This window comes from Vibrio sp. KUL78 (assembly GCF_059725505.1).
In genome coordinates this window covers 2,740,422-2,763,754 of sequence record NZ_AP045837.1, presented here as the reverse complement: position 1 = coordinate 2,763,754, position 23,333 = coordinate 2,740,422, and the positions used below count along the sequence as shown (strand labels likewise).

Genomic DNA, 23,333 nt, shown 5'->3' with positions numbered 1-23,333 from the left:
TTTATTACTGTGAAAGTCACTATGCGCTTGTCTTGGTGACATCCACATATAACTTCAGCTTCTGCCCCGGCTTCAGATACTTGTTCTTTTGCAGGCTGTTCCATTTAACGACGTCGTTAGTACGAACCTTGAACTTCTGTGCGATACCACTAATGGTGTCGCCACTGCGTACCGAATAGAAAACTGTGCGAATGACTGCACCGTCGCTGGCATTTTTCCAGATAACCAGCTCTTGTCCGATACGCAAGGTATCGCGAGGACCCATGCCGTTCCATTTTGCTAGTGACTGATGAGAGACCTTATTCGCTTTCGCGATAGACCACAGACTGTCACCACTTTTCACCTGATGAGTGACTTTGTAGTTGCCACGAGATGTTGACTGCGTTTTCGCTAAACGGTTTGAAGCGCTTAAGCTGTAGGTTGAGTCATCTTTTGTCGAGGTAGGTACAAGCAGGTACTGACCAGCACGGATGTTGTTGTTCTTCAGGCCGTTCGCATTGCGAACTACGTTTGTCGTGGTTTGGTGGCGCTGAGCGATGACACTCAGTGAGTCGCCTGACTTAACCTTATAACGCACTAAACGCATGCCTTTACCGCGGTTTTTCTCAAGCTCAGTATTGAACTGCTCGACGCTATCGATTGGTAGCAATAGAGTTTGAGGACCGTCAGGCGCAGTTGCCCATTGGTTGTAAGCTGGGTTATAGCTTTGTAGCTCCTTGACCGAGATACCCGCGTATTTTGCTGCGATCGCAAGATCAAGCTGCTCGTTCGGGTCGATCAGCTCCAATACTGGCTTGTTCGCAATGGGTGGGATCTCTACGCCGTACTTCTCAGCATTCGCTAGAATGTCGGCGAGCGCTAGCAGTTTTGGTACGTAGCCACTGGTCTCTTTTGGAAGATCCAATGAGAAGAAGTCGATCGGTTTGCCAGCGTTGCGGTTTTTACGGATAGCACTAGAAACTCGGCCGCCACCACTGTTATAAGCAGCGATAGCATGGTTCCAGTTACCGTCAAAGCGATTATTTAGCTGGGTTAGGTAATCGAGCGCCGCGTTGGTCGATAGAGTCACGTCGCGACGTCCGTCAAACCAATAAGTTTGGTCCAAACCAAACGCTTTGCCGGTTGCAGGCACAAATTGCCACAAGCCTGCGGCACTACCGTGTGAGTAGGCAAAGGCATCAAATGAGCTTTCGACAATCGGAAGCAGCGCAAGCTCAAGCGGTAGATCGCGAGCCTCGATTTCTTCCGTGATCAGGTATAAAAACGGCTGTGCACGTTGCGACACCGTCTTTAAATGATTTGGATGTTTGATGTACCACTTGCGATAGTAATCGACTTTCGCATTATTTGGGATCTCCATCTCCAACTGCATCGCGATACGCTTCCACACATCCTCTTGTTGTTGAGGCGTCAGCGCTTTCGGTGCTTGTTTAACATCTGGAGTGGTTACTGAAACGGGCTTTGTTGTTGTAGTTGTCGCTGTTTCTGCAGGAGAGTTGGTAGGCTCTGTTGTGCTGCTTGAATCTGGCTGAGTCATTTGACAACCAGCCAGCAACAGGGCGAATGCCCAACTGTATTTCTTATGCATTGTGTTTGCTACAACCTCTTACTTGAACGGTTGAGCATAATACTAATAGGCGTTGGGTCAAACAAGCAGCAAAACGTTAAAATTCGTTCTTCCACTCACGAAGCGCGGTAAAAGTGGCGAGTGGATCATTATTCACACTGCGATTTGCAACCGAACTCACAACTTCTGTTTGGGTAGTTCTTAGGAATGGATTGATTCTTTTCTCCACGGCGATTGAGGTAGGTAGTGTAGGAATTCCCTGTGCTCGTTTTTGGTTGGCTTGATCGCGATACTGATGCAAAAACTCATTGTGTGGCTCGACGGCGAGAGCAAACGCTAGATTGCTGAGTGTGTATTCGTGGGTGCAGTACACTTCCGTTTCTTCGGGAAGCAGGGTGAGTTTTTGTAGCGAGTTGTACATTTGCTCTGGTGTGCCTTCAAAGATACGTCCGCAACCTGCTGAAAAGAGCACGTCACCGCAAAAAAGCTTACCATCACCGACATAACCAATATGGTCGAGCGTGTGCCCCGGTAAATTTAAAACTAAAAACTCTTCTTGGAATAGGTTGATGCGATGGCCTTCCGACACTCGGTGAGTCAGATGTTCGGTTGAAGAATGTTCAGGGCCAATAACACTAATAGAAGGATACTTCTCTACCAGCTTCTCAATTCCGCCCGTATGGTCCCAGTGGTGATGAGTCACGAGGATAGTGACCAGCTCAAGTTCGTGGCGTTCTAAGTAGTCGATAACCGGCTCTGCATCCCCTGGATCGACGACAGCACACAAGTTTTGGTTATTTTGAATAAGCCAGATGTAATTGTCATTAAATGCAGGTATGCTTTTGATATGTAACATTGTTGTTTCTCCAGTTCGGTTTGGGAGATCGCCCGAATATGAAGCCAGCTCGCAGCAAGAAAAAAGTCGACCATCCTCATTCATGGGATGAACTCGCCAATGGGCAATGGGTGTCCGAGTCGATTCAAACTCGCCTCGACGAATGGTGCCCTAAGCTATTTGGCTACCACCTACTAAAGCTTGGTGGATTGAGCTGCGAGTTAACGAGCTGCAATTGCAATATTCAGCATCAAGTCAATCTTGATGTTAAAAACCCTCTTCACAATGTTATCGCTGACCGCTACGAATTGCCATTTTTAGAAAAGAGTTTTGATGCGATTATCCTTTCTCATCAGCTAGAGTATGCCGAAGACCCTCATCGAATGCTGCGCGAAGTCGATCGCGTAATGATGGACGATGGTTATTTAATTCTTACCGGCTTTAATCCCATGAGTTTTACTGGTTTAGCGAGCCTGATGCCTTGGCGAAAAAATAACTTTCCGTGGAGCGGGCGAATGTTTACGCCTGGTCGAATTAAAGACTGGCTGGGGGTACTTAACTATCAGGTGGTTTACGCGGATACCTACGCACTGTTTCCAATGAAGCGCTACAGGACGATGTGGACTTGGCTTGAGAGCAGTATTGGTGATTGGGCATCACCGATGGGGAGCTTGTACTTTATTGTTGCTAGAAAGCGTACCTATCCGCTAAAACCAATTAAGCCGCACTGGCGTCTTAAAAAGAAACTGACGCCCGCAAGCGTCAGTTATCGAACGGCGGATAAAAAACAGTCGAGCTAGCTCGGCTGGTAACCCGTATCTTCCTCGGTCGGATTTTCTGCGGCTGCACGTGCGAGTTCATCACACATCTCATTCTCACGGTGCCCGGCGTGACCTTTTACCCAGCGCCAATCAATAGAGTGTCTTGTTGTTTCTGCATCAAGCGCTTTCCATAGGTCGGCGTTTTTTACTGGCTTCTTGTCAGCTGTTTTCCAGCCACGTTTTTTCCAGTTATGGATCCATTGTGTGATGCCTTGGCGAACGTATTGGCTATCTGTGGTCAATATGACCTCACAAGGCTCTTTAAGTGCCTGAAGCGCCACGATAGTAGCCAACATCTCCATTCGATTGTTGGTGGTTAGCGTGTAGCCCTTTGCTAGGGTCTTTTCGTTTTGCTTATAGCGCAGAACGATACCGTAGCCACCAGGGCCTGGGTTTCCTAAACAGGAACCATCAGTGAAAATTTCAACCTGCTTCGTCATGATTTGATACTATAGAGTCTTGAGAGTTTATCTATATAGTCTGACATACAAAACGCCATGAATACCAGTCACAATCCAGAACAGCGCCGAATCGTCGTACTCGATACCGAAACAACCGGTATGAACCGAGAGGGTGGTCCGCATTACCAAGGGCATCGAATCATTGAAATCGGTGCGGTTGAGATCATTAACCGAAAACTGACTGGTCGACATTTCCATGTCTATATCAAACCGGACATGGCGATCCAGCCTGACGCGATTGACGTTCACGGTATTACTGATGAGTTCTTGTTAGACAAGCCACTCTACAAACAGATACATGAAGAGTTCCTCGAGTTTATCAAGGGTGCCGAGCTGGTCGCCCACAACGCGCCCTTCGACGTGGGCTTTATGGACCACGAGTTTGGTATGCTGGATGCATCGATAGGTAAGACTGAGCAGTACTGCAAGATCACCGATACCCTCGCCATGGCAAAACGCATGGCGAACATGCCAGCTAGGAAAAACCTAGACTCGTTGGCGAAACACTACACTATCGACACCTCAGCTCGTATTCTCCACGGGGCATTGCTCGATGCGGAGATCTTGGCAGACGTATACCTAGCAATGACTGGTGGACAGACGTCAATGCAGTTCAATGCTGGTCAATCTGATGGCGATGCTGGTGGCGAATCTATTAAGCGTCTCACATCCTCACGAAAATCATTAAAGGTTTTGGTCGCTTCTGCCGATGAAATAGATGCGCATAATGCGCGTTTAGATATCGTTGAAAAAGGCGGCAGTTGTCTCTGGCGTCAGTAGGAGAGAAACATGCAGAGGATAATGCTAGCGATAGCGGTGTGGCTATCGCTGACGGTCGGTGCAATCGCGAGTGAGTCCTCAATGCCATTTCTCGATAATCGGTTTCGTGTGGATGAAACCGTCGACCGAATTACTTTTTTGGTTTATCGAGAAGACCGTTCTAAGCCAGTAACCTTGGTCAGACCCGATGGCAAAAAATATTACGCATGGCGCCACCCATCACACGTTCGTTGGATAGAAGAACCGACGGTAGACGTGATTACCATCGAGCGCCCGATGCCGGGGCCCTGGCAAGCAATTGGTAAGGTGACGCCTAAGAACAATATTCAGATTATCTCTCAGCTGACGTTACAAGCAGAAACCCTACCGCAGCGCATCTATCAGGGTGAGAAGCTAAAGTTTACCGCTCGCTTGATGACGGATAATGAACCACTCATCGTTGAAAATATCCTAGACCGAGTGAACCTTCGCGTTGTTATGACTCGCTATCTAGAGGAGCAAGCGCAAGCAACGGCGAAAGTCGCGCCAGTTCCTATTGTTATTGGTGAGTTCCTCGATAATGGCGAGGGTCTGGATGAGCGTGCAGGAGATGGCATCTTCACGGTTGAGCTGCCGATAACTATCGAACCTGGTAAGTACAATGTTCGAATTACCACCGGAAACGGGGTTTTCTTGCGAGCACTTGAGCAAGAAGTGTTTGTTTATCCCACTCCGTTCGTCACTCGTTTTTTACAAGGTGAGGGTGATGTCCCGCACCGCGTGCAGGTGAGAGGGGAGGCGGCCACCATTGAAACGGGGTCACTTGCTGCCTCGATTGAGCTTCAAGAGCCAGATGAAACAGAGAGCATCGTTCAGCACCAAGCAGGTCGTGATGAAAACGAGATGCTGATTCAGTTTAACGATCGTCATCAGATCGGAACGTATCATTGGTCGGGACATGTCTACGCAAATGAAGCCGCATCTGGAAGAGCCCTAGTGTTTGACTTGCCCGATAGAACCTTCAGTGTAGTAGGGGCAATTGATCTAGCAAAGGCAGAACAGATGCAGCAAGCGGCGCGAGAAGCACGTAAGAAGGCTGAGCAGGAAGCCCAAATACTGGCGCATAGGCAAGAAGTACGTAAAAAGGCGATAATTGCGATTGCTGCCGGTAACCTCATACTTTTGATTGTCGGTGGTCTCACCTGGTGGCTATTGAGGCGTCGAAAGGTGGCGAAAGCCTCGTTACCTGAGATGCAATTAAAGATGCCAGGTTAATTAAGCTCACACCTTATAAGCACAAAAAAGCCAGCAAGATGAACTCTAGCTGGCTTTTTGCATTAATGGTTTGAAGGTGTTAAGCCACTTCTTCCATCGCTGGGTAAACTGGCTTTGCGGCGAGTTCCTCAGGGGAGAAGTCATCCACATTAATCGTGTACAGACGATGCGCCTCTGCCGTAGTGAGTAAGTTTGCCTCTTCTTGAGTAATGATACCTTTCTCTAGACCTAACGTGGCGACTTTGTCCAATTGCGTGAAAGGACGACGCTGTTCTAGTGCTTTACATACCTTAGTAAAGACTGGCTCAGCGCGAAGAATGATATCAAGCGCTTGTTCGATTCGTCCTACAGCGTTGTGCTCAGTTGGCTCGAGGTATTGACCATAGCCAAGGCGAGTTCGAGCCGCACTCGGCGTTTGTAGGATGCGAGCGACTTGGCTATCTAACTTGTCTGAAGGGGCTTTACGCACGGTGCCAAATGGCAGCACAATGAATCGCATCAAGCGACCAATCGCTTTGTTCGGGAAGTTCGCTAAGAAGTCATCAAGAGCCTGCTCCGTTTGTAGCAAGCTATCTTGCATACCCCAATGCAGTAGCGGTAAATCTTCGCTGTTGCGTCCTTCTGCATCATAGCGTTTTAGCGTTGCGCTGCTTAGGTATAGCTGACTTAGGATATCACCAAGACGTGCCGACAGACGCTCTTTACGCTTCAGTGACCCACCTAGAACGGCCATGGATACATCAGATAGAAGAGCTAAGTTAGCGCTGTAGCGGTTAAGCTGCTGGTAGTAACGCGTTGTTGCATCTTTATGCGGCGCTGCTGAGCCGCGACCATCAGTGAGTCCAAGCCAAAAACTGCGAACCAAGTTACTGATAGTAAAGGCAACGTGACCTGCTAATGCCTTATCAAACTTGTCCACCGCATCTGAAGCAGATGAGTGAGCAGCTTCCATCTCATCAAGGACGTATGGATGGCAACGAATCGCCCCTTGTCCATAGATGATCATGGAACGAGTCAAAATGTTTGCGCCTTCAACGGTAATCGCAACTGGCGCACCTTGATAGCCACGGCCTAGGAAGTTCGATGGGCCCAAGCAGATACCTTTACCGCCAACGATATCCATAGCATCAATGACACTGCGCTGGCCACGGTGTGTACAGTGGTACTTAACAATTGCTGAGATAACTGATGGCTTCTCACCCAAATCAATACCGGTGACGGTTAGGCGGCTCGCGGCATCCATGACATAAGCGTTACCGCCAAGGCGCGCTAATGGCTCTTCGATACCTTCCATGTGGCCGATAGGTTGTTTAAATTGACGACGGATGCGAGCGTATGCGCCAGTCGCCAGAGCGGCTGTTTTGATGCCACCCGTTGAGCTTGAAGGCAAGGTAATACCACGACCGACTGACAAACACTCAACGAGCATGCGCCACCCTTGGCCAGCCATCTTTTGACCACCGATGATGAAATCAATCGGGACAAACAGCTCGTTTGCTCGAGTAGGACCATTTTGGAACGGTACATTAAGTGGGAAGTGACGATTACCAATCTCAACGCCTTTAAGATGAGTTGGAATAAGTGCACAGGTAATGCCAAGATCTTCAACATCGCCTAATAGACCGTCGGGATCTCTCAGTTTGAAAGCAAGACCAAGCACAGTCGCTACAGGTGCAAGCGTGATATAACGCTTGTTCCAAGTCAGCTTCATGCCCAATACTTCTTTACCTTCCCATTGGCCCTTGCAGACGATGCCAAAATCAGGAATGGAGCCTGCATCTGAGCCAGCCTCAGGGCTTGTTAGTGCGAAACATGGGATCTCTTTGCCGACCGCAAGTCTCGGTAAATAGTAATCTTTTTGCTCTTCGGTACCATAATGTTGCAGTAGTTCACCTGGACCAAGGGAGTTCGGTACACCCACCGTTGAAGACAAGACTGTTGAGACCGCGCAAAGTTTTTGCAGTACACAAGACTGAGCGTACGCAGAGAACTCAAGCCCACCATACTGCTTCTTGATGATCATGGCGAAGAATTTGTTGTCTTTTAGGTATTGCCAAATTTCAGGCGGCAAATCGGCAAGTTCATGGGTGATTTGGAAGTCATTGACCATTGCACACACTTCGTTGACTGGACCATCAAGAAACGCTTGTTCTTCTTCTGTTAGTTTTGAAGGCGTGATGTTTTGCAGCTTCTGCCAGTCAGGTTTGCCTTTAAATAATTCTGCCTCCCACCATACGGTACCGGCATCCAATGCCTCTTTTTCCGTCTGAGACATAGCCGGAAGCACTTTTCTAAACAGGATTAGTGCTTTTGCTGACACCAGTGATTGTCTAATTGCAGGGACACACAACATAGCAATAGTTGCGACATATAACGCCCACATAATCGCACCAAACACGCCTAGTAGCGTGCCTAGCACCATAGCAGCGGTGATAAACAGAAGGGATTTTGCCAATGACGCTCGTTGATAAAAGCTAATACCAATAGCGCCAAGTAAGGCGACGAGTGAGAGCAAGATGTCCATGATGGTTCCTTTATCTGGGTACTTATTGTTGTTTTACGCAATGGTTGTTTTGGTTCGACTCATATTGTTGTCTTTAAGGTAAGAGGTCGTACCAGTGATAATTGTAACTCAAATATTGCACAAATGTAAAATCTGAAAAGTAATTACTCTAATTGGTGCTAAATTGAGCAAGCGGAAACACAGTCCATGTGCATATTTGTGCGTTGATTGACAATATTTCTCAATTCGATGAACAGGTAGGGTTACGTCTATCGACAGAGTTACGGGTTTATAGGTAAACTCAAATAGAACAGACATCAGGTGTATGTCGCAAAAACAAAGAGAATAAACCTATGTACCAAGACTTGATTAGAAATGAGCTTAACGAAGCTGCTGAAGTACTAAACAAATTCCTTAGTGACGATCACAACATCGCTCAGATTGAAGCTGCAGCAAAGATGATCGCTGACTCGTTTAAACAAGAAGGTAAAGTATTGTCTTGTGGTAACGGCGGCTCTCACTGTGATGCTATGCACTTTGCAGAAGAGTTAACTGGCCGTTATCGTGAAAACCGTCCAGGCTACGCAGGTATCGCAATTTCTGATCCTAGCCACCTTTCTTGTGTGAGTAACGACTTCGGTTACGACTTTGTGTTCTCTCGCTACGTAGAAGCCGTAGGCCGCTCAGGTGACGTGCTATTTGGCTTGTCAACATCGGGCAACTCAGGGAATATCCTTAAAGCGATTGAAGCTGCTCAAGCGAAAGGCATGAAAACCATCGCTCTAACGGGTAAAGATGGTGGTAAAATGGCGGGTGCAGCTGACATTGAAATTCGTGTACCGCACTTTGGCTACGCAGATCGTATCCAAGAAGTACACATTAAAATCATCCACATCATTATTCAGCTTGTTGAAAAAGAAATGGAATAACAACGCACTGTTATTCTCAATGATCGGAACCAAAGAGTAGGAAACTCAATGTGTGAATTGCTTGGCATGAGCGCCAATGTGCCAACAGATATTTGTTTTAGCTTTACTGGCTTGATTCAGCGTGGGGGCAATACGGGTCCGCACAAGGATGGCTGGGGCATAACGTTTTATGAAGGTAAAGGTTTTCGCACCTTTAAAGATCCACAACCAAGCTGCGACTCCAAGATTGCAGAGTTGGTACAAAACTATCCGATTAAAAGTAAGGCGGTAGTGAGTCATATTCGCCAAGCGAATCGTGGCAAAGTGAATCTTGAGAATACCCATCCCTTCACGCGCGAGTTGTGGGGGCGTTATTGGACCTTCGCACATAATGGCCAGCTAAGTGATTATCAGCACCTCGAAACGGGTCATTTTCGCCCAGTCGGGGAGACGGACAGCGAGCTGTCGTTTTGTTGGTTGTTAAAAAAGCTGGAGCAACGCTTCCCAGAGCCTCCTCAAGATCTGATGGCAATGTTTGCCTATGTGGCAGAGTGTTGTGACGAGTTGAGAGAGCTGGGCGTGTATAACATGCTGCTGAGTGATGGTGAGTTTGTTATGACTTACTGTACCAACCATCTCTACTGGATTACGCGCAAAGCGCCTTTCGGCAAAGCGACCTTGTTAGACGAAGATGTCACCATCAACTTCCAAGAAGAGACGACGCCAAATGATATCGTGTCGGTCGTCGCGACTCAGCCACTGACTGGCAATGAGACGTGGCATCGCATGAAGCCAGGAGAGTACAACTTGTTCCACTTTGGTGAGCTGGTGGCATCGAATGTCGATGATCTGGCAGATGTTCCATTTGCCGAGGCGAAACCGAAAAGCCAGGCACCGACTGAGCCTCTCTAAAACAGAAAAAGCGAGTGACAAGTCACTCGCTTTTTTATTTCATTCACAGGTCAATGCGCTTACTTGTCAGCGTAACCTTGTGGTCCAAGGGCAATGCCGTCAAGTAGGGCTCTACTGCCATCCATTTGCAAACGGTCTTCTACAAACCATTTCACGACAAGAGGGTAGATCTTATGCTCTTGGCTCTGAACACGTTGCTCTAGTGTTTCAACGGTATCGTCATCGAATACAGGTACTTTCGCCTGAAGCACGATAGGACCACCGTCAAGTTTCTCAGTCACAAAGTGAATGCTGGTGCCGTGGTGCTCATCGCAGTTCTCGATAGCACGTTGGTGCGTATTCAGACCTGGGTACTTAGGCAGTAGCGAAGGGTGAATGTTAATCATTCGACCCATGTAGTGACGAACGAACTCACCACTCAAGATTCGCATGTAGCCAGCCAGCACTAAAAGATCTGGATTATGTACATCAATACGGCGCATCAACTCAGCATCAAATGCCTCGCGTGTTTCACTTAGCTTAGGATCAAGGAACTCTGCCTCGGCGCCAGCTTTGCGAGCACGTTCTAGTGCAAATGCGGATTCTTTATTCGAGAAAACAGCACGGACTTTAGCATTTGTGATAGTCGACTCGCAGGCATCAATAATTGCCTGCAAGTTAGTACCATTCCCTGAAACTAAAACAACGATATTCTTCATGAAATTAATTGATCTCTACTTGCTCTTCACCAGCTTCTGCAGTCGCGATCTCACCAATTACCCAAGCGTTCTCGCCTTCAGCTTTCAGAAGCTCAACCGCTGCGTCAGCTTGCGCTTTAGGTAGAGCAACGATTAGACCTACACCACAGTTGAAAGTACGGTACATTTCGAATGTATCAACGTTGCCTTTCTCTTGTAGCCAGTTGAAGATAGCAGGCCATTCCCAGCTGTTACCGTCGATAACTGCTTTTGTGCCTTCTGGCAGTACGCGTGGGATGTTTTCCCAGAAACCGCCGCCAGTGATGTGAGAGATAGCGTGGATATCGTGCTCAGCGATCATTTTCAGAGCTGATTTGATATAAATTTTTGTTGGTTCTAGTAGGTGTTCACCGATGGTGCGCTCACCTAGCTTTTCGTTCTTATCTGCGCCAGAAACTTCAAGAATCTTGCGGATAAGCGAGTAGCCGTTTGAGTGTGGACCGCTTGAGCCAACAGCGATAAGTGCATCACCTGCGGCTACTTTTGTGCCATCGATAACTTCAGATTTCTCAACGACACCAACACAGAAGCCAGCGACGTCGTAATCTTCGCCTTCGTACATGCCTGGCATTTCTGCTGTTTCGCCACCAATTAGTGAACAACCAGCTTGTACACAGCCTTCAGCAATACCAGAAACTACGTCTGCAGCGGTATCAACATCTAGTTTGCCAGTTGCATAGTAATCTAGGAAAAATAGTGGCTCTGCACCTTGAACGATAAGATCGTTCACACACATAGCAACAAGGTCGATACCGATAGTGTCGTGCTTGTTCATGTCTAGTGCTAGGCGTAGTTTTGTGCCAACACCGTCTGTACCAGAAACAAGTACCGGCTCTTTGTATTTTGTTGGCAACTCACATAAAGCACCAAATCCACCGATGCCTCCCATTACTTCAGGGCGACGAGTGCGCTTAACCGCGCCTTTAATACGGTCAACTAATGCGTTACCTGCATCAATATCTACACCAGCGTCTTTATAGCTTAGGGAAGTGTTGTTTCCGCTCACGGGACAGTCCTCGATAAATAAATGGATGTGAAAAGCGGCGCTATTCTAACAGGGGGTTTAAACAAAAAGGAAAACGTTTGCGTAAGAAAATACAAACTATTTTCCGAGAAAGCTAATCTATTGATTTGACGTTGCTAGATCGACTTTTAGTGCTAACAAAGGGCATTTTAGCCACATTGCTGACTGAAATAGTGAAAGAAACCATGTATAATTTGCAGGTTTTGTAAAATTTAGCCGGAGTTGGACATGAAAGTTGTTGAAGTTAAACACCCTCTAGTAAAACACAAATTGGGTTTGATGCGTGAAGGGGACATCAGCACAAAGCGTTTCCGTGAACTAGCCACTGAAGTTGGTAGCCTGTTAACGTATGAAGCGACTGCAGACTTTGAAACTGAGAAAGTGACGATCGAAGGTTGGAATGGTCCTGTAGAGATTGACCAAATCAAAGGTAAGAAAGTGACTGTAGTGCCAATCCTACGTGCTGGTCTTGGCATGATGGACGGTGTACTTGAGCATATGCCAAGCGCGCGTATCAGTGTGGTTGGTATCTACCGTGATGAGGAAACACTTGAGCCTGTACCTTACTTCAACAAGCTAGCGTCTAACATCGACGAGCGTATCGCTCTAGTTGTTGACCCTATGCTGGCAACAGGTGGTTCAATGATTGCAACGATTGACCTACTAAAAGAAAAAGGCTGTAAGCACATTAAAGTATTGGTTCTTGTTGCTGCGCCAGAGGGTATCGAAGCGCTTGAGAAGGCACACCCAGATGTTGAGATGTACACAGCAGCTATCGATGAGTGCCTAAACGACAAAGGCTACATCGTACCTGGTCTAGGCGATGCAGGCGATAAGATCTTCGGTACTCAATAATTACCGATTAGTTAGCGCATATAGAAAAGGCTGACAGTGTGTCAGCCTTTTTTTGTGCCTGAGGAATTAATCTTCCATCTGCGCATTATCAACCACTTTGTTCTCACCTAGGTCATCTGGCAAGATTTGGTTAAGAATAATTGCCACAATACCACATAGGCTCACACCTTGAAGGCTGAAGTCACCGATGCCAAATGCCATGCCGCCGATACCAAATACAAGCGTGATAGCAACAATCACTAGGTTACGCGACTTGTGAAGATCGACGTTGTTCTTGATAAGTGTGTTAAGACCTACTGTCGCAATAGAACCAAACAGCAGAATCATAATGCCGCCCATCACAGGGACAGGGATCGTCTGCAAAATAGCACCTAGCTTGCCAACAAGTGCCAGTACGATTGCCGTCACCGCTGCCCAAGTCATGATCACTGGGTTAAAGGCTTTAGTCAGCATAACAGCGCCGGTTACCTCACTGTACGTAGTATTCGGCGGCGCGCCAACCATTGATGCTGCGATCGTTGCCACACCGTCACCTGTAATCGTGCGGTGAAGGCCAGGCTTCTTCAAGTAGTCTTTGCCCGTTACGTTTGAGATGGCGAGCATATCACCCACGTGCTCAACCGCAGGAGCGATAGCCACAGGAAGCATAAACAGAATCGCATTGATATTAAATTCTGGTGCAGTGAAGTTGGGTAGTGATAACCAAGACGCTTGAACGACAGGCGTAAAGTCCACAACACCAAAGAATAAGCTCGTCACGTAACCGGCCAAGATACCACTTACAATAGGTAGTAGCTTGAGGAAGCCTTTGGCGAACACACTCACACTGATAGTGACCAGAAGTGAAATCGCAGAGATCCAAAGCGCGGCATTACCATCGATAAGTTGTACTGCACCATCGCCTGTTTTACCTAGCGCCATGTTTACCGCAACAGGTGCAAGACCCAAACCGATAACCATAATTACAGGTCCAACAACAACAGGTGGCAGTAATTTGTGGATAACCTCAACGCCTTTCGCTTTGATCACAGCGCCCATGAGGACATAGACGATACCAGCAGCCATCAAGCCACCCATGGTCGCGCCGACACCCCAAGTTTGCACACCAAACATAATAGGTGCAATGAAGGCGAACGAAGACGCTAGGAAGATAGGCACACTGCGACGAGTCACCAATTGGAACAATAGCGTGCCGACACCAGCACCAAACAGTGCAACGTTAGGATCAAGTCCAGTTAGAAGAGGTACGAGTACCAAGGAGCCAAATGCGACGAACAGCATTTGCGAGCCTTGTAAGATCGTTTTCATAATGTTTTTCCAAGCAAGTCAAAAAGAGTAAGCAAAACGTGCAGGATTCTAACACTTCGCAATCGTTTACTTAATGATCTATTTAAATATTGCGGGATTTTTGTTGGATAAATCTCAATAGCTTGGCGCGATTAGTATTGGATCCGCCAATGGTATTGAGTAAAAACACATATTGACCAAACCTTGAAGCAGTGAGCTTGCTCCAAATCCCATACTTGCTTATCATTTCGGCTTATCTGTTTGTAATTTAGGATGCTTATGCGTTATTTAGCTTTGTTGTTGGCTGCTGCGTGTGCTTTGCCAGCGTATGCGTTGACAAAAGTCGATATCTATTCGACCGAGGTCGTTGTGGACTCAGAGCAGCCGAATGCTGATGAACTCGCTCGCCAGCAAGGTATGTTGGATGTGTTGGTGAAAGCAAGTGGTGACTCAAGTGCGGCAACAAACCCAGTAGTCAAAAAAGGCACTAGGCAAAAGCTCACAATACATTACTCAACTTGGCTATACCCAGGTTGATGGGCAACAAGCGATGCGCCTGACCTTTAATAGTCAGCAAATCAATACACTACTTACTCAGGCTGATTTGTCATCGTGGCCGGTAGAGCGTAAAAATGTGATGGTATGGCTTGTAGAAGATAACGGTTATGACCGCTCTATCGTATGGGAGCACACCAACTCCGCGAATGCCAATCAGCTGAAAAAGGAAGCCAACCGTCGTGGTTTACCACTGACTTTCCCAATCGGTGACTTCGATGACATTACTGGCGTTCAAACGACCGACCTTTGGGGCGGCTTTGTAGAACCTATTGCACAGGCAAGTTTGCGTTATCCTGTTGATGCAGTTGCCGTGATTCGTCTTCAGGGCAACAGCCTTCGTTATACTCTCTATGACCAAACGCCGGATAAATTAGGTAGAAACACCTTGGCGCCAATTGCAGGTTCAACCTCTGGCGAGCTGGCTGTTGCGACAGCAATTGACGAAATCAGTGACTATTACGCGGCTCAAAACGCTTCAACCGTGTTGGGCGAAAGTGCTGGTATGGTTACCGTGTCTTTCTCGCGTATTAGCAGCGCCGATGCTTTCTTTACGCTAGAACGTGCACTAGGCCGTTTAGCGTCTACAGCTAAAGTTGATATCGCTGAGATCAATGGTGATGAAGTAACAGTGCGAGTATCTTTGCTTGGCTCGCTTGAGTCGTTCGAGGAAGAAGTGCTCAGATTGGGTTTAGTGAAGAAATTAGAGCAAACTGAGATGGAAGATAACCAAGTTGTAGCACCAGACACAGAGGTGATTGAGACCCCGGATGGTTCACTGCCGCAAGATAATGCGCTAGATGCGAGCGGTGAGGTGAGTACTGAGCCTCTTGTATCTGAAAGCGTGCAAGCACCTTCAGTTGACGTTGCTCAGCCTGTAGGTCCAGCATTACGATTTGAATGGTTGTACTAGAAATACCTAGCAAAAAGGAGGCGTCAGCCTCCTTTTTTAATCTCAAGTGTTCGCTTATTTGCCAAACCGTTCGCGCTCTTTCTTTTCCACGGAAGAGAGCCTTGGCAACTTGAGACCCATCTCCTTACCTTTGAGGCGCGCGTAGACGGTATTACCAACAAATGCCAAGCTGGTCAAAACAAGTTCAACGGCTGCTAACCAACGTTCCCCTTCGTCTGCATAGAGCAAAGTCAGTGCGTGCAAAAAGTAGAGCATTAAAACAAAGTTAGCCCAAGCATGGGTGTAGGGCTTACCCGCCAAAATACCAGGCAGTGGCAGTAATAGCGGAATCATCCAAGCCACGGTGAGAGCAATAGGGTTGATGTGTGGGTGTGGCGACAAAAAGCCATGCCAAAGCCCAACCCAACATAACAAGGCAAAGTTTGCCGACAGAGCGAAAGCGCGCATGTTAGCGGTGTTGATTAAAGTATTGCTGGTCATTGTTGTACCTAATCCCTGATACCTAGTTGTGCTTGAGCTTGTATGCTGTAGAAGCTAATCGTTGCCCTAGTGCAGAGGCGAGTGAAAGTTCATCATCACTGAGCTGAACACTTGAGTTGGCAACATGAGACGCACCATAGGGGGTGCCTCCTGTTGTGGTCGAGTGCAACTGTGGTTCACTGTATGGGATACCCATAATCATCATACCGTGATGAAGCAGCGGTAACATCATGCTCATTGCCGTACTTTCTTGTCCACCATGCATTGATGAGGAAGAAGTAAATACGCAAGCTGGCTTATCAATGAGATCGCCACTTAACCACAAGCTGGTGGTTTGATCCCAAAAGTGTTTGAGAGGTGCTGCCATGTTGCCAAACCATACAGGGCTGCCCATGGCGAGACCATCACATGCTTTAAGCTCGGAGATAGAGACATTGATATCGCCCGACTCTTCTCGGCTAGTGTCAAGCTCGGGTACTGTACGCAGGATAGCTTCACAGCCATCAACAGACTCAACGCCACGAGCGATAGCTCTAGCTAAACGTTGAGTGCTGCCATGACGGCTGTAGTACAACACCATAATCTGGCAAGCCATTACAGGATCTCTAGCACTTGCTCTGGTGGGCGGCCATGGCGGGCTTTGCCGTTACTGATCACGATAGGGCGCTCAATCAGCTTTGGATTCTCAAACATAGCTTGGAAAAGTTGATCGTCTGTAAGCGCTGGGTCGGCTAGGTTAAGCTGTTTATAGATATCTTCCTTGGTACGCATCATCGCACGTACGCTTTCTAGCTCGAGCTGCTCAAAAATCTGTTTAAGCTTCTCAACCGTCGGTGGTGTATCGAGGTATTTCACAACGTCAGGTTGAACACCTTTTTCCTCTAGTAGAGATAGGGTTTGTCGGCTTTTTGAGCAGCGAGGGTTGTGAAAGATGGTGACTGACATATCGTTTCCTTTGTGTTTTTTATTGTAGAGCCATGAAGCGCTCTCGTTGAACCAATAATTGGTCAATACGAGCGTCATAGCGTGCTTGTTTTAAGCTTCCAAGTTCCGCAAGCTGACTGGCTTGTGAGTACATCTGAATCGACTTATCCCACTGAGCGTTTAATGCCATGATCTCAGCACGCGCTGCTAAGTCTTCAGCGCTGTTGCCTTTTTTGATATTCGCATCGGACAGCAAGTGCCAACCATTGGTGTCATTCGGTCTGTCGTGAGTATATCGCTGTAGTACTTTGATCGCTTCGTCAAGCTTGTCGCTTTCTATCAGTGCATTAGCGTAGTTGATGGAAATCACCGCATTGTTGGGTTTCACTAGCAGTGCACTTTTCATCATTTCGGCCGCTTTTTCAGGTTGCTTCTTGGCGATATACAGATCCGATGCTGCATCTAAATAGAAATTGTTGTTTGGGTCATAGTCGAGCAACTTAGTCAGTATCTCTTCGGCCTTTTCGAGCTTATTGGTATCGAGATACACCAAGGCTTTACCGTACTCAAATGAGTTTTGTATTTTTGGCGATGCTTTTCGCGCTGTGCGCTCAAACCAATCCAAAGCGGCATCGGATTTAATACCAGCCTGACGTGCAACGATACGTGCTCTAGCCAAGTGGTAACTGATCGATGGTTGCACGCGTAGCGGCGGATAGGCCTGAGCACGTTCGCGAGTATCGGTAATACGGTCTTCTGGTAATGGGTGAGTCAACAGCATTGGTGGTGGCTTGCTGGCGTATCGATACTCATCGGCGAGTCGACCGAAAAAGCGTGGCATGTCATTGACATCAAATTGAGCGCGCGCCAGTGTTGCGATACCAAAGCGATCGGCTTCTTTCTCGTTACTACGTGTGTAGTTGATAGATGCCTGCATTGAGCCTGCTGTTGTTGCCGTTAACGCAGCCATACCCGCTTGCGGTGCAGCGATGGCGAGTAGCAATGAGCCTACTAGAGCGGCAACCGTGGCAGGAGAGCGACGAGCTTCATCTTCCATACGGCGTGCCAGATGTCGCTGGGTGACGTGTGCGATTTCGTGCGCCATTACCGAAGCGAGTTCACTTTCAGTATGAGCATGTAGGAATAGACCTGAGTGCAGTGCGACGTAGCCACCGAAGAAGGCAAACGCGTTAATGTTGCGGTCGCGAATCATGAAGAATGTGAATGGCGTTTTCACGTCATTCGCACTGGATACCAAGCGATGACCAACTGAGTCAATGTACTCGTTCAACACAGGGTCGTTGACGATGGGTGAACTTGCTCTGATCATCCTCATGTAGGCATCACCATAGATAAGTTCTTGATCTATGGTCAGCGTGGCGCCGGCAGCGGTGCCAATGTCAGGTAAGTCCATTTCGGCGTATGAGACTTGGGGTGTCGATATCGCGGCAGCAATACATAAGCAAACCAACGAGCGGGTACGTTTCAACATGCTAGTGAGGTAACTCCTTTGTAGTTGGTAGTTTGGACCACGAAACTGTCCTTCGGTTTCCTACCATAGCCTCTAACGCAACATTTTTGCATACGGACTCAGGTTAGGAAAGGACTAATAGTGTATTAAGATAACAGCAGGTTATCGTTTTTAGTGACACATTGTTGTGGTAATTGGTGATCTGTAACACATACGGGTTGGGGATACCTCAAAAAGCCTTTACAATAGATCCATTGAAGGTGAACCATGCACTCTTGGCTGCGATAATCGTGAGCGAAAACATAGTGATGACAGATATCCAATTAGATCTGGAAAACGAACGCTGCCCCATGTCGTTACTGCTGGTAAAGCGCGCATACAAGCAACTTGAAACCCAACAAGTGTTGCGTGTCCGAATAGTGGATACGCAATCTATTCGAGACTGTCGACACTACCTCATTAAGCAAAATGCGATGATCGATTGTACCCAAGAGCATCATGTCACCGTGATGACCATATCAAAAAGGAAGGATAGCGAATGCTAGACATGGTTCGTCGCTGGTATAAGCGACGTTTTTCAGACCCAGACGCAGTAAGTCTGGTGGTAATTTTGCTATTTGGTTTTATTACCATCTACTTCTTTGGCAACCTGATCGCCCCATTGTTGGTGGCGATTGTATTGGCCTACCTTCTTGAATGGCCGGTGAGCAAATTGCACTCGCTTGGACTTCCTCGAACGTTTGCTGTTATGACGGTCATCTTAGTCTTCATTGGGCTGATGCTCATGGCCATCTTTGGCTTAGTACCAACGATTTGGAATCAGGTTGGTAATCTGCTCAATGATATCCCAAATATGTACACTGGATTGCAGCAATTCGTGGCCTCTCTTCCTGAGCGCTACCCAGACCTTGCAGAAGTACATTTAGTCGAATCCATCATTATCAATATGAGAGACAAGGTTCTCGTATTGGGTGAGAACGTGGTTAAAGGCTCACTTGCATCGCTTGTCAGTCTGGCTGCACTCGCCGTTTATCTGATTTTGGTCCCGCTATTAGTGTTCTTCTTGCTAAAAGACAAAGAAGAAATGGTTGGCATGGCTAGTGGCGTACTACCGCAAAACCGCCGCCTAGCGAACAAAGTCTGGGTTGAGATGAACCAACAGATTTCTAATTATATTCGCGGTAAGGTACTGGAAATTCTAATCGTTGGTACGGTGAGTTACATTACATTTGCGGTACTGGATCTTCGCTATTCTGTTCTTCTTGCGGTACTCGTCGGTTTCTCCGTACTGATCCCTTACATTGGTGCTGCCGCCGTTACTGTGCCGGTTGCCATTGTTGGTCTGTTCCAGTGGGGACTAACGCCTCAGTTCTATTGGCTTCTGTTAGCTTACGGCATCATTCAAGCGCTTGATGGTAACGTATTAGTGCCAATCCTATTCTCTGAAGCTGTAAACCTGCACCCAGTGGCGATCATTGTTGCGGTGTTGGTATTCGGAGGTTTGTGGGGATTTTGGGGCGTCTTCTTCGCTATACCGCTCGCAACCCTAGTGAAAGCCGTATGGAATGCGCTGCCTAGTAACGATGAGCCCATACAACCCGCCACATAAGTACTAAAAAAGCCTCGCTAATGAACTGACCCCCAATAGTTGGACACCAATTATTGGGGGTCTTTTTTTATGTCCAAGTACAGCAGAGCATTAAAATGCTCGATAGCAAAACAATATCTACAAGGCGAGAGTTCATCCGGTGAGCTTTCTCGTCTTCATTCCATACCATCACGTCAAATACGTTACTGGGCTCAAGTGCTTGATATTCATGGTGCTCAAGCATTTATGCCTCATGGGTTTGCAAAAGAACGCACAAACCAAACTGCAAGCCTTAAAACACATGTGGACGAATGGTTGGTCTGTCGGCCACACTAGTGCGGTACTGAATTTTTCGTCTCCTGGCACTCTCTCCGTTTGGCTCAAACAATACGAAAGAGATGGTATCCAGGGGCTTGAGTGTAGCAAAGGACGACCAACAATGAGTAAGCACCCCTTTATTCAAGATAAGCACGATGATGAGAAGACATTGGAAGAACTCAAAGAGGAGTTAGCGTACTTGCGAGCAGAGAACGCTGTCTTAAAAAAGTTAGAGGAGCTGGAACAGGAGAAACGTCGTCGAACACAGAAAAAACGAAAGTAGTTCTAGCTCTTAGAAATCAACATCTACAACAACATCTCTTGCATACCCTTAAGTTAGCGAGAAGTAGCTTCTATTATCGCGCGCAGTCGAGCAACGCCGCCGATAGCTATCAAGATGAGAAGCAGTTGATCGAGAAAATATATCATGACCACAAAGGGAGATATGGCTATCGTCGCATTCACCTCGAGTTAAGGAGGCGTAACGTCACTCTTAACCACAAGACAGTCCAACGTCTGATGAGGTTACTTGGCCTAAAATCAACGGTTAGGCCCAAGCGATACAGCTCATACAAGGGAGAGGCAGGAACAACCGCACCAAATGTGCTTGAGCGGGACTTCAATGCAACGAAGCCTGATGAAAAGTGGGTAACGGATGTTACTGAGTTTAAAGTTAAGCAGCAGAAGGTGTACTTATCACCAATCGTCGATCTGTTTACGCAGGAAGTCGTCGCTTATAAGGTTGCAAAAAACGCGTGCTTACCTCTGGTCACAGACATGCTGACAGAGGCAGTTGCGACTTTAGATGAGAACTCAAAGCCAATCGTTCATAGCGATCAAGGGTGGCAATATAGGCATAGGAAATATCAGAAAACTCTCGCTGACAGGGGGTTAACTCAAAGTATGTCGCGAAAAGGAAACTGTTTGGATAATGCGGTGGCAGAGAACTTCTTTGCCTTGCTGAAAACAGAAATGTACCATAATCAGCACTTTGAAGATGCGGATGACTTAATCGAACAAATTGATGAATACATCGAGTATTACAATACAAAGCGCATCAAAGTGAAACTAAAAGGCCTGACTCCGATGGAATATCGAAATCAGGCCTTACAAGCCGCATAACAGAAATGTCCAACTTTATGGGGTCACTTCATAAGCGAGGCTTTTTATCGTTTTCATAATCAGGCTAGCTTAAATGCCAATAGCTTTGATTGTTGTTCTTCAGCGAGTCTAGCCAACTCCTCGGTTGCGACACTAGATTGCTCGATCCCAGCAACGTTCTGATTTACTACGTCAGAAACGTTTTGAACGTTATGGGAAATATCCAAGCTAACGGCTGATTGCTCCTCAGATGCGGTTGCTACGAGCGTATTAACCTCAGTTATTGAGTTTACGGATTCAGTAATAGACGAGAAAGCATCTGAGACAGCGATAACGTTGCTCCTAGATTTCTCTACCAACTCAAGATTGATACTCATTTCTTCATTAGTGCGTTCTGCTTTTGACTGTAGCCTTTCAATTAACTCTTTTATACTTTCCGTTGACTGCTGCGTTTTCGCCGCTAAGTTTCGGACTTCGTCAGCAACAACGGCAAAGCCACGACCTTGCTCCCCTGCACGTGCGGCTTCAATGGCGGCGTTGAGTGCGAGAAGATTTGTCTGTTCCGATACATTACCGATAACTTCTATGACGGAGTTGATGTCTAGAGAGTATGATTTGAGTTCCTCCAAAGCATTTGCTGTGTCTTGTACAGAGTTGGATATTTGGTTAGACACATTTTCAAGCTCTATAACTGCACCATGTCCAACCTCTACAGAGCTCATTGCGTCACCGGCACCCCTTTCGGCCTGTGTTGCGTTATTACTCACTTCTTTGGCTGTCGCAGACATCTCATTGATAGCTGTCGCTATTTGCGTAATTTGAGCATTTTCTTCACGTGCATTCGCTTCTGATTGAGTCATAACTGAACTCAACTCAACGGATGCAGACGCTACGCTTGTTGCAATGTTAGTTAGTTCACCAAACGTGTCGCGAATATTATCAATGGCTTGGTTGCAATAATAAGATAGAATGACTACTTCGTTTTTCCCTTTTATATCTTCCAACCTAAGTGATAGGTCTCCTTGAGAGAAACGTTCAAGGTGTGCGCATAGTTTGTCAGTCTGTTTTGCTATTGCGCCAGAGACATAGTAGCTAACTAGCATGCCAAGCAACATAGCAGAAACCAGAAAGCCAACAAAGTTTAATAGTGCTTGATTAATATCTTCTTCACCACTTTGAACACGATTAATTGTTTCCGATGAAAGTGAGTCAATGTACTTCATGATAGACTGATTATACAAAGCGGCCAACTTGCTACCAGCGGCCATATAATTGTCAAATTCTACTTCTGACAAGTTTCCAGATTCATATGAGTCAAAGATCTGCGGCGCTTTTTGATGATGGTTATAATAATTTGTCACGAGCTCAATTGCATTTCGTCCTGATAGAGTATCACCACCGGAGCTAATCTCAGCGATAGTTCTTTCTCGCCAGTCTAAAAGAATTTGCGGGTAACTTTCTCTCTCAGAATTTGAATATACAGCTCTGTTAAACGCCATTCTAATAGTAGAAAAGGGCTCTAACTGCTTCGTTACAACATCATCACTAGTTTGTACTAGGTGTTCTATACTGTTGCTGGTTTCAAGGTTAACATTTCTAATGGTGGCGATTGAAATAGCGAGAATTATGCCAATTATGGTCAAAAGAAATAAAACTAAGCCAAGCATTTGCTGGCGTAGTGTAAGACCAAATATAAAACGATTCATATAGCTTCCTATTTATACTTTCATTGCTGCAACAGTGGTCTATTGGTTTTCTTGGCAATAGTCATCGATCAAGTTTTGCATTTCATAGCTGAGCTTTAAAAGTTCAGCCATGTCAATGTCAAATAAAGTGTCCTTTTCAAACTTCTCTATGTTTATAGTTAGGTTATTTGAGAGTTCTTTGAGAGAGTTTATTTGGCTCTCCATACTAGAGATGTTAATTAGAGGTAGGTTTACTCTCAGATTAAAAATAATGTGTTCGAGTAACCGTGAGGAGTTATAAATAATATCTAGTTCTAACGCTGAGATAGTATGTAACTGGTTTGATATTTCTAT

25 protein-coding genes are annotated in these 23,333 nt (G+C 46.6%); 12 read left to right on the top strand and 13 right to left on the bottom strand.

All coding sequences use genetic code 11. The annotated features are described in order from the left end of the window. Positions 1 to 19: 19 nt before the first annotated feature. On the bottom strand, positions 20 to 1,588 hold the full coding sequence (locus tag AC6I8Y_RS12910) for a LysM peptidoglycan-binding domain-containing protein (protein WP_394150735.1): 1,569 nt from the start codon (positions 1,586 to 1,588) through the stop codon (positions 20 to 22). 76 nt (positions 1,589 to 1,664) lie between these two features. Continuing rightward, entirely contained in the window at positions 1,665 to 2,423 is a 759-nt protein-coding gene (gene gloB / locus AC6I8Y_RS12905; RefSeq protein ID WP_042473759.1) for a hydroxyacylglutathione hydrolase, read from the bottom strand. Positions 2,424 to 2,461: 38 nt separating this feature from the next. Here gloB and AC6I8Y_RS12900 point away from each other — a divergent pair, with 38 nt between their 5' ends. Continuing rightward, the gene (locus tag AC6I8Y_RS12900) at positions 2,462 to 3,202 is read left to right on the top strand and encodes a class I SAM-dependent methyltransferase (RefSeq protein WP_234495322.1); all 741 of its coding nucleotides are present in this window, start codon (positions 2,462 to 2,464) and stop codon (positions 3,200 to 3,202) included. On the opposite strand, the gene rnhA is transcribed toward AC6I8Y_RS12900, so the two are convergent. Further along, on the bottom strand, positions 3,199 to 3,663 hold the full coding sequence (rnhA, locus tag AC6I8Y_RS12895; RefSeq protein ID WP_234495323.1) for a ribonuclease HI: 465 nt from the start codon (positions 3,661 to 3,663) through the stop codon (positions 3,199 to 3,201). The two genes, AC6I8Y_RS12900 and rnhA, sit on opposite strands and share 4 nt — an antisense overlap. Before the next feature lie 57 nt (positions 3,664 to 3,720). On the opposite strand from rnhA, the gene dnaQ reads away from it, so the two are divergent. Both dnaQ and AC6I8Y_RS12885 read left to right on the top strand, forming a co-directional pair. Further along, positions 3,721 to 4,464 (top strand): DNA polymerase III subunit epsilon, encoded by a 744-nt coding sequence (gene dnaQ / locus AC6I8Y_RS12890; RefSeq protein WP_252012218.1) that lies wholly within the window; start codon positions 3,721 to 3,723, stop codon positions 4,462 to 4,464. A 9-nt stretch (positions 4,465 to 4,473) separates the two neighbouring features. Continuing rightward, positions 4,474 to 5,718 (top strand): TIGR03503 family protein, encoded by a 1,245-nt coding sequence (locus AC6I8Y_RS12885; protein WP_394150734.1) that lies wholly within the window; start codon positions 4,474 to 4,476, stop codon positions 5,716 to 5,718. A gap of 79 nt (positions 5,719 to 5,797) precedes the next feature. Here AC6I8Y_RS12885 and fadE read toward each other — a convergent pair whose 3' ends face one another. Continuing rightward, positions 5,798 to 8,242, bottom strand: coding sequence for an acyl-CoA dehydrogenase FadE (gene fadE, locus AC6I8Y_RS12880; protein WP_498020305.1), 2,445 nt, complete (start codon positions 8,240 to 8,242; stop codon positions 5,798 to 5,800). A 332-nt stretch (positions 8,243 to 8,574) separates the two neighbouring features. On the opposite strand from fadE, the gene lpcA reads away from it, so the two are divergent. Beyond that, positions 8,575 to 9,150 (top strand): D-sedoheptulose 7-phosphate isomerase, encoded by a 576-nt coding sequence (lpcA, locus tag AC6I8Y_RS12875; protein ID WP_128648969.1) that lies wholly within the window; start codon positions 8,575 to 8,577, stop codon positions 9,148 to 9,150. 48 nt (positions 9,151 to 9,198) lie between these two features. Then, entirely contained in the window at positions 9,199 to 10,041 is an 843-nt protein-coding gene (locus AC6I8Y_RS12870) for a class II glutamine amidotransferase (RefSeq protein ID WP_498020304.1), read from the top strand. 59 nt (positions 10,042 to 10,100) lie between these two features. Here AC6I8Y_RS12870 and purN read toward each other — a convergent pair whose 3' ends face one another. Together purN and purM are read right to left on the bottom strand one after the other, a co-directional pair. After that, a complete protein-coding gene (gene purN / locus AC6I8Y_RS12865; RefSeq protein ID WP_042473772.1) occupies positions 10,101 to 10,739 on the bottom strand; it encodes a phosphoribosylglycinamide formyltransferase in 639 nt (212 codons plus the stop codon). 4 nt (positions 10,740 to 10,743) lie between these two features. After that, on the bottom strand, positions 10,744 to 11,784 hold the full coding sequence (gene purM / locus AC6I8Y_RS12860; protein WP_234495327.1) for a phosphoribosylformylglycinamidine cyclo-ligase: 1,041 nt from the start codon (positions 11,782 to 11,784) through the stop codon (positions 10,744 to 10,746). Positions 11,785 to 12,030: 246 nt separating this feature from the next. On the opposite strand from purM, the gene upp reads away from it, so the two are divergent. Then, the gene (gene upp / locus AC6I8Y_RS12855) at positions 12,031 to 12,657 is read left to right on the top strand and encodes a uracil phosphoribosyltransferase (protein ID WP_252012210.1); all 627 of its coding nucleotides are present in this window, start codon (positions 12,031 to 12,033) and stop codon (positions 12,655 to 12,657) included. Between the two features lie 66 nt (positions 12,658 to 12,723). Here upp and AC6I8Y_RS12850 read toward each other — a convergent pair whose 3' ends face one another. After that, on the bottom strand, positions 12,724 to 13,965 hold the full coding sequence (locus tag AC6I8Y_RS12850) for a uracil-xanthine permease family protein (protein WP_234495329.1): 1,242 nt from the start codon (positions 13,963 to 13,965) through the stop codon (positions 12,724 to 12,726). 258 nt (positions 13,966 to 14,223) lie between these two features. On the opposite strand from AC6I8Y_RS12850, the gene AC6I8Y_RS12845 reads away from it, so the two are divergent. Then, positions 14,224 to 14,481 (top strand): DUF8605 domain-containing protein, encoded by a 258-nt coding sequence (locus AC6I8Y_RS12845; protein WP_498020303.1) that lies wholly within the window; start codon positions 14,224 to 14,226, stop codon positions 14,479 to 14,481. A gap of 13 nt (positions 14,482 to 14,494) precedes the next feature. Continuing rightward, the gene (locus AC6I8Y_RS12840) at positions 14,495 to 15,412 is read left to right on the top strand and encodes a DUF2066 domain-containing protein (protein ID WP_498020302.1); all 918 of its coding nucleotides are present in this window, start codon (positions 14,495 to 14,497) and stop codon (positions 15,410 to 15,412) included. A gap of 54 nt (positions 15,413 to 15,466) precedes the next feature. Here AC6I8Y_RS12840 and AC6I8Y_RS12835 read toward each other — a convergent pair whose 3' ends face one another. The 4 genes from AC6I8Y_RS12835 to bepA are packed head-to-tail and all read right to left on the bottom strand — an operon-like array spanning position 15,467 to position 18,308. Beyond that, positions 15,467 to 15,892, bottom strand: a complete 426-nt coding sequence (locus tag AC6I8Y_RS12835) for a DUF2069 domain-containing protein (protein ID WP_128650393.1) — start codon at positions 15,890 to 15,892, stop codon at positions 15,467 to 15,469. Between the two features lie 22 nt (positions 15,893 to 15,914). Next, positions 15,915 to 16,487: an NAD(P)H:quinone oxidoreductase gene (gene wrbA, locus AC6I8Y_RS12830; protein WP_498020301.1), complete on the bottom strand. Its 573-nt coding sequence runs from the start codon at positions 16,485 to 16,487 to the stop codon at positions 15,915 to 15,917. After that, the gene (arsC, locus tag AC6I8Y_RS12825) at positions 16,487 to 16,837 is read right to left on the bottom strand and encodes an arsenate reductase (glutaredoxin) (RefSeq protein ID WP_252012200.1); all 351 of its coding nucleotides are present in this window, start codon (positions 16,835 to 16,837) and stop codon (positions 16,487 to 16,489) included. The genes wrbA and arsC overlap by 1 nt, the downstream gene beginning before the upstream one ends. 19 nt (positions 16,838 to 16,856) lie before the next feature. Continuing rightward, positions 16,857 to 18,308 (bottom strand): beta-barrel assembly-enhancing protease, encoded by a 1,452-nt coding sequence (gene bepA, locus AC6I8Y_RS12820; protein WP_498020300.1) that lies wholly within the window; start codon positions 18,306 to 18,308, stop codon positions 16,857 to 16,859. Between the two features lie 254 nt (positions 18,309 to 18,562). Between bepA and AC6I8Y_RS12815 the strand changes: the two genes are divergently transcribed. Together AC6I8Y_RS12815 and AC6I8Y_RS12810 are read left to right on the top strand one after the other, a co-directional pair. Further along, positions 18,563 to 18,832, top strand: a complete 270-nt coding sequence (locus tag AC6I8Y_RS12815) for a sulfurtransferase TusA family protein (protein ID WP_498020299.1) — start codon at positions 18,563 to 18,565, stop codon at positions 18,830 to 18,832. Then, positions 18,826 to 19,896, top strand: a complete 1,071-nt coding sequence (locus AC6I8Y_RS12810; protein ID WP_234495332.1) for an AI-2E family transporter — start codon at positions 18,826 to 18,828, stop codon at positions 19,894 to 19,896. The genes AC6I8Y_RS12815 and AC6I8Y_RS12810 overlap by 7 nt, the downstream gene beginning before the upstream one ends. 67 nt (positions 19,897 to 19,963) lie before the next feature. On the opposite strand, the gene AC6I8Y_RS12805 is transcribed toward AC6I8Y_RS12810, so the two are convergent. Then, a complete protein-coding gene (locus tag AC6I8Y_RS12805) occupies positions 19,964 to 20,119 on the bottom strand; it encodes a hypothetical protein (RefSeq protein ID WP_498020145.1) in 156 nt (51 codons plus the stop codon). A 9-nt stretch (positions 20,120 to 20,128) separates the two neighbouring features. Between AC6I8Y_RS12805 and AC6I8Y_RS12800 the strand changes: the two genes are divergently transcribed. Next, the gene (locus AC6I8Y_RS12800) at positions 20,129 to 20,476 is read left to right on the top strand and encodes a helix-turn-helix domain-containing protein (RefSeq protein ID WP_498020144.1); all 348 of its coding nucleotides are present in this window, start codon (positions 20,129 to 20,131) and stop codon (positions 20,474 to 20,476) included. Next, positions 20,362 to 21,315, top strand: coding sequence for an IS3 family transposase (locus AC6I8Y_RS12795; protein WP_498021511.1), 954 nt, complete (start codon positions 20,362 to 20,364; stop codon positions 21,313 to 21,315). The genes AC6I8Y_RS12800 and AC6I8Y_RS12795 overlap by 115 nt, the downstream gene beginning before the upstream one ends. 59 nt (positions 21,316 to 21,374) lie before the next feature. Here the strand turns inward: AC6I8Y_RS12795 and AC6I8Y_RS12790 are convergent, their stop codons facing one another. Next, complete coding sequence (locus AC6I8Y_RS12790) at positions 21,375 to 23,000, bottom strand: methyl-accepting chemotaxis protein (RefSeq protein WP_498020298.1); 1,626 nt, start codon at positions 22,998 to 23,000, stop codon at positions 21,375 to 21,377. Positions 23,001 to 23,333: the final 333 nt, after the last annotated feature.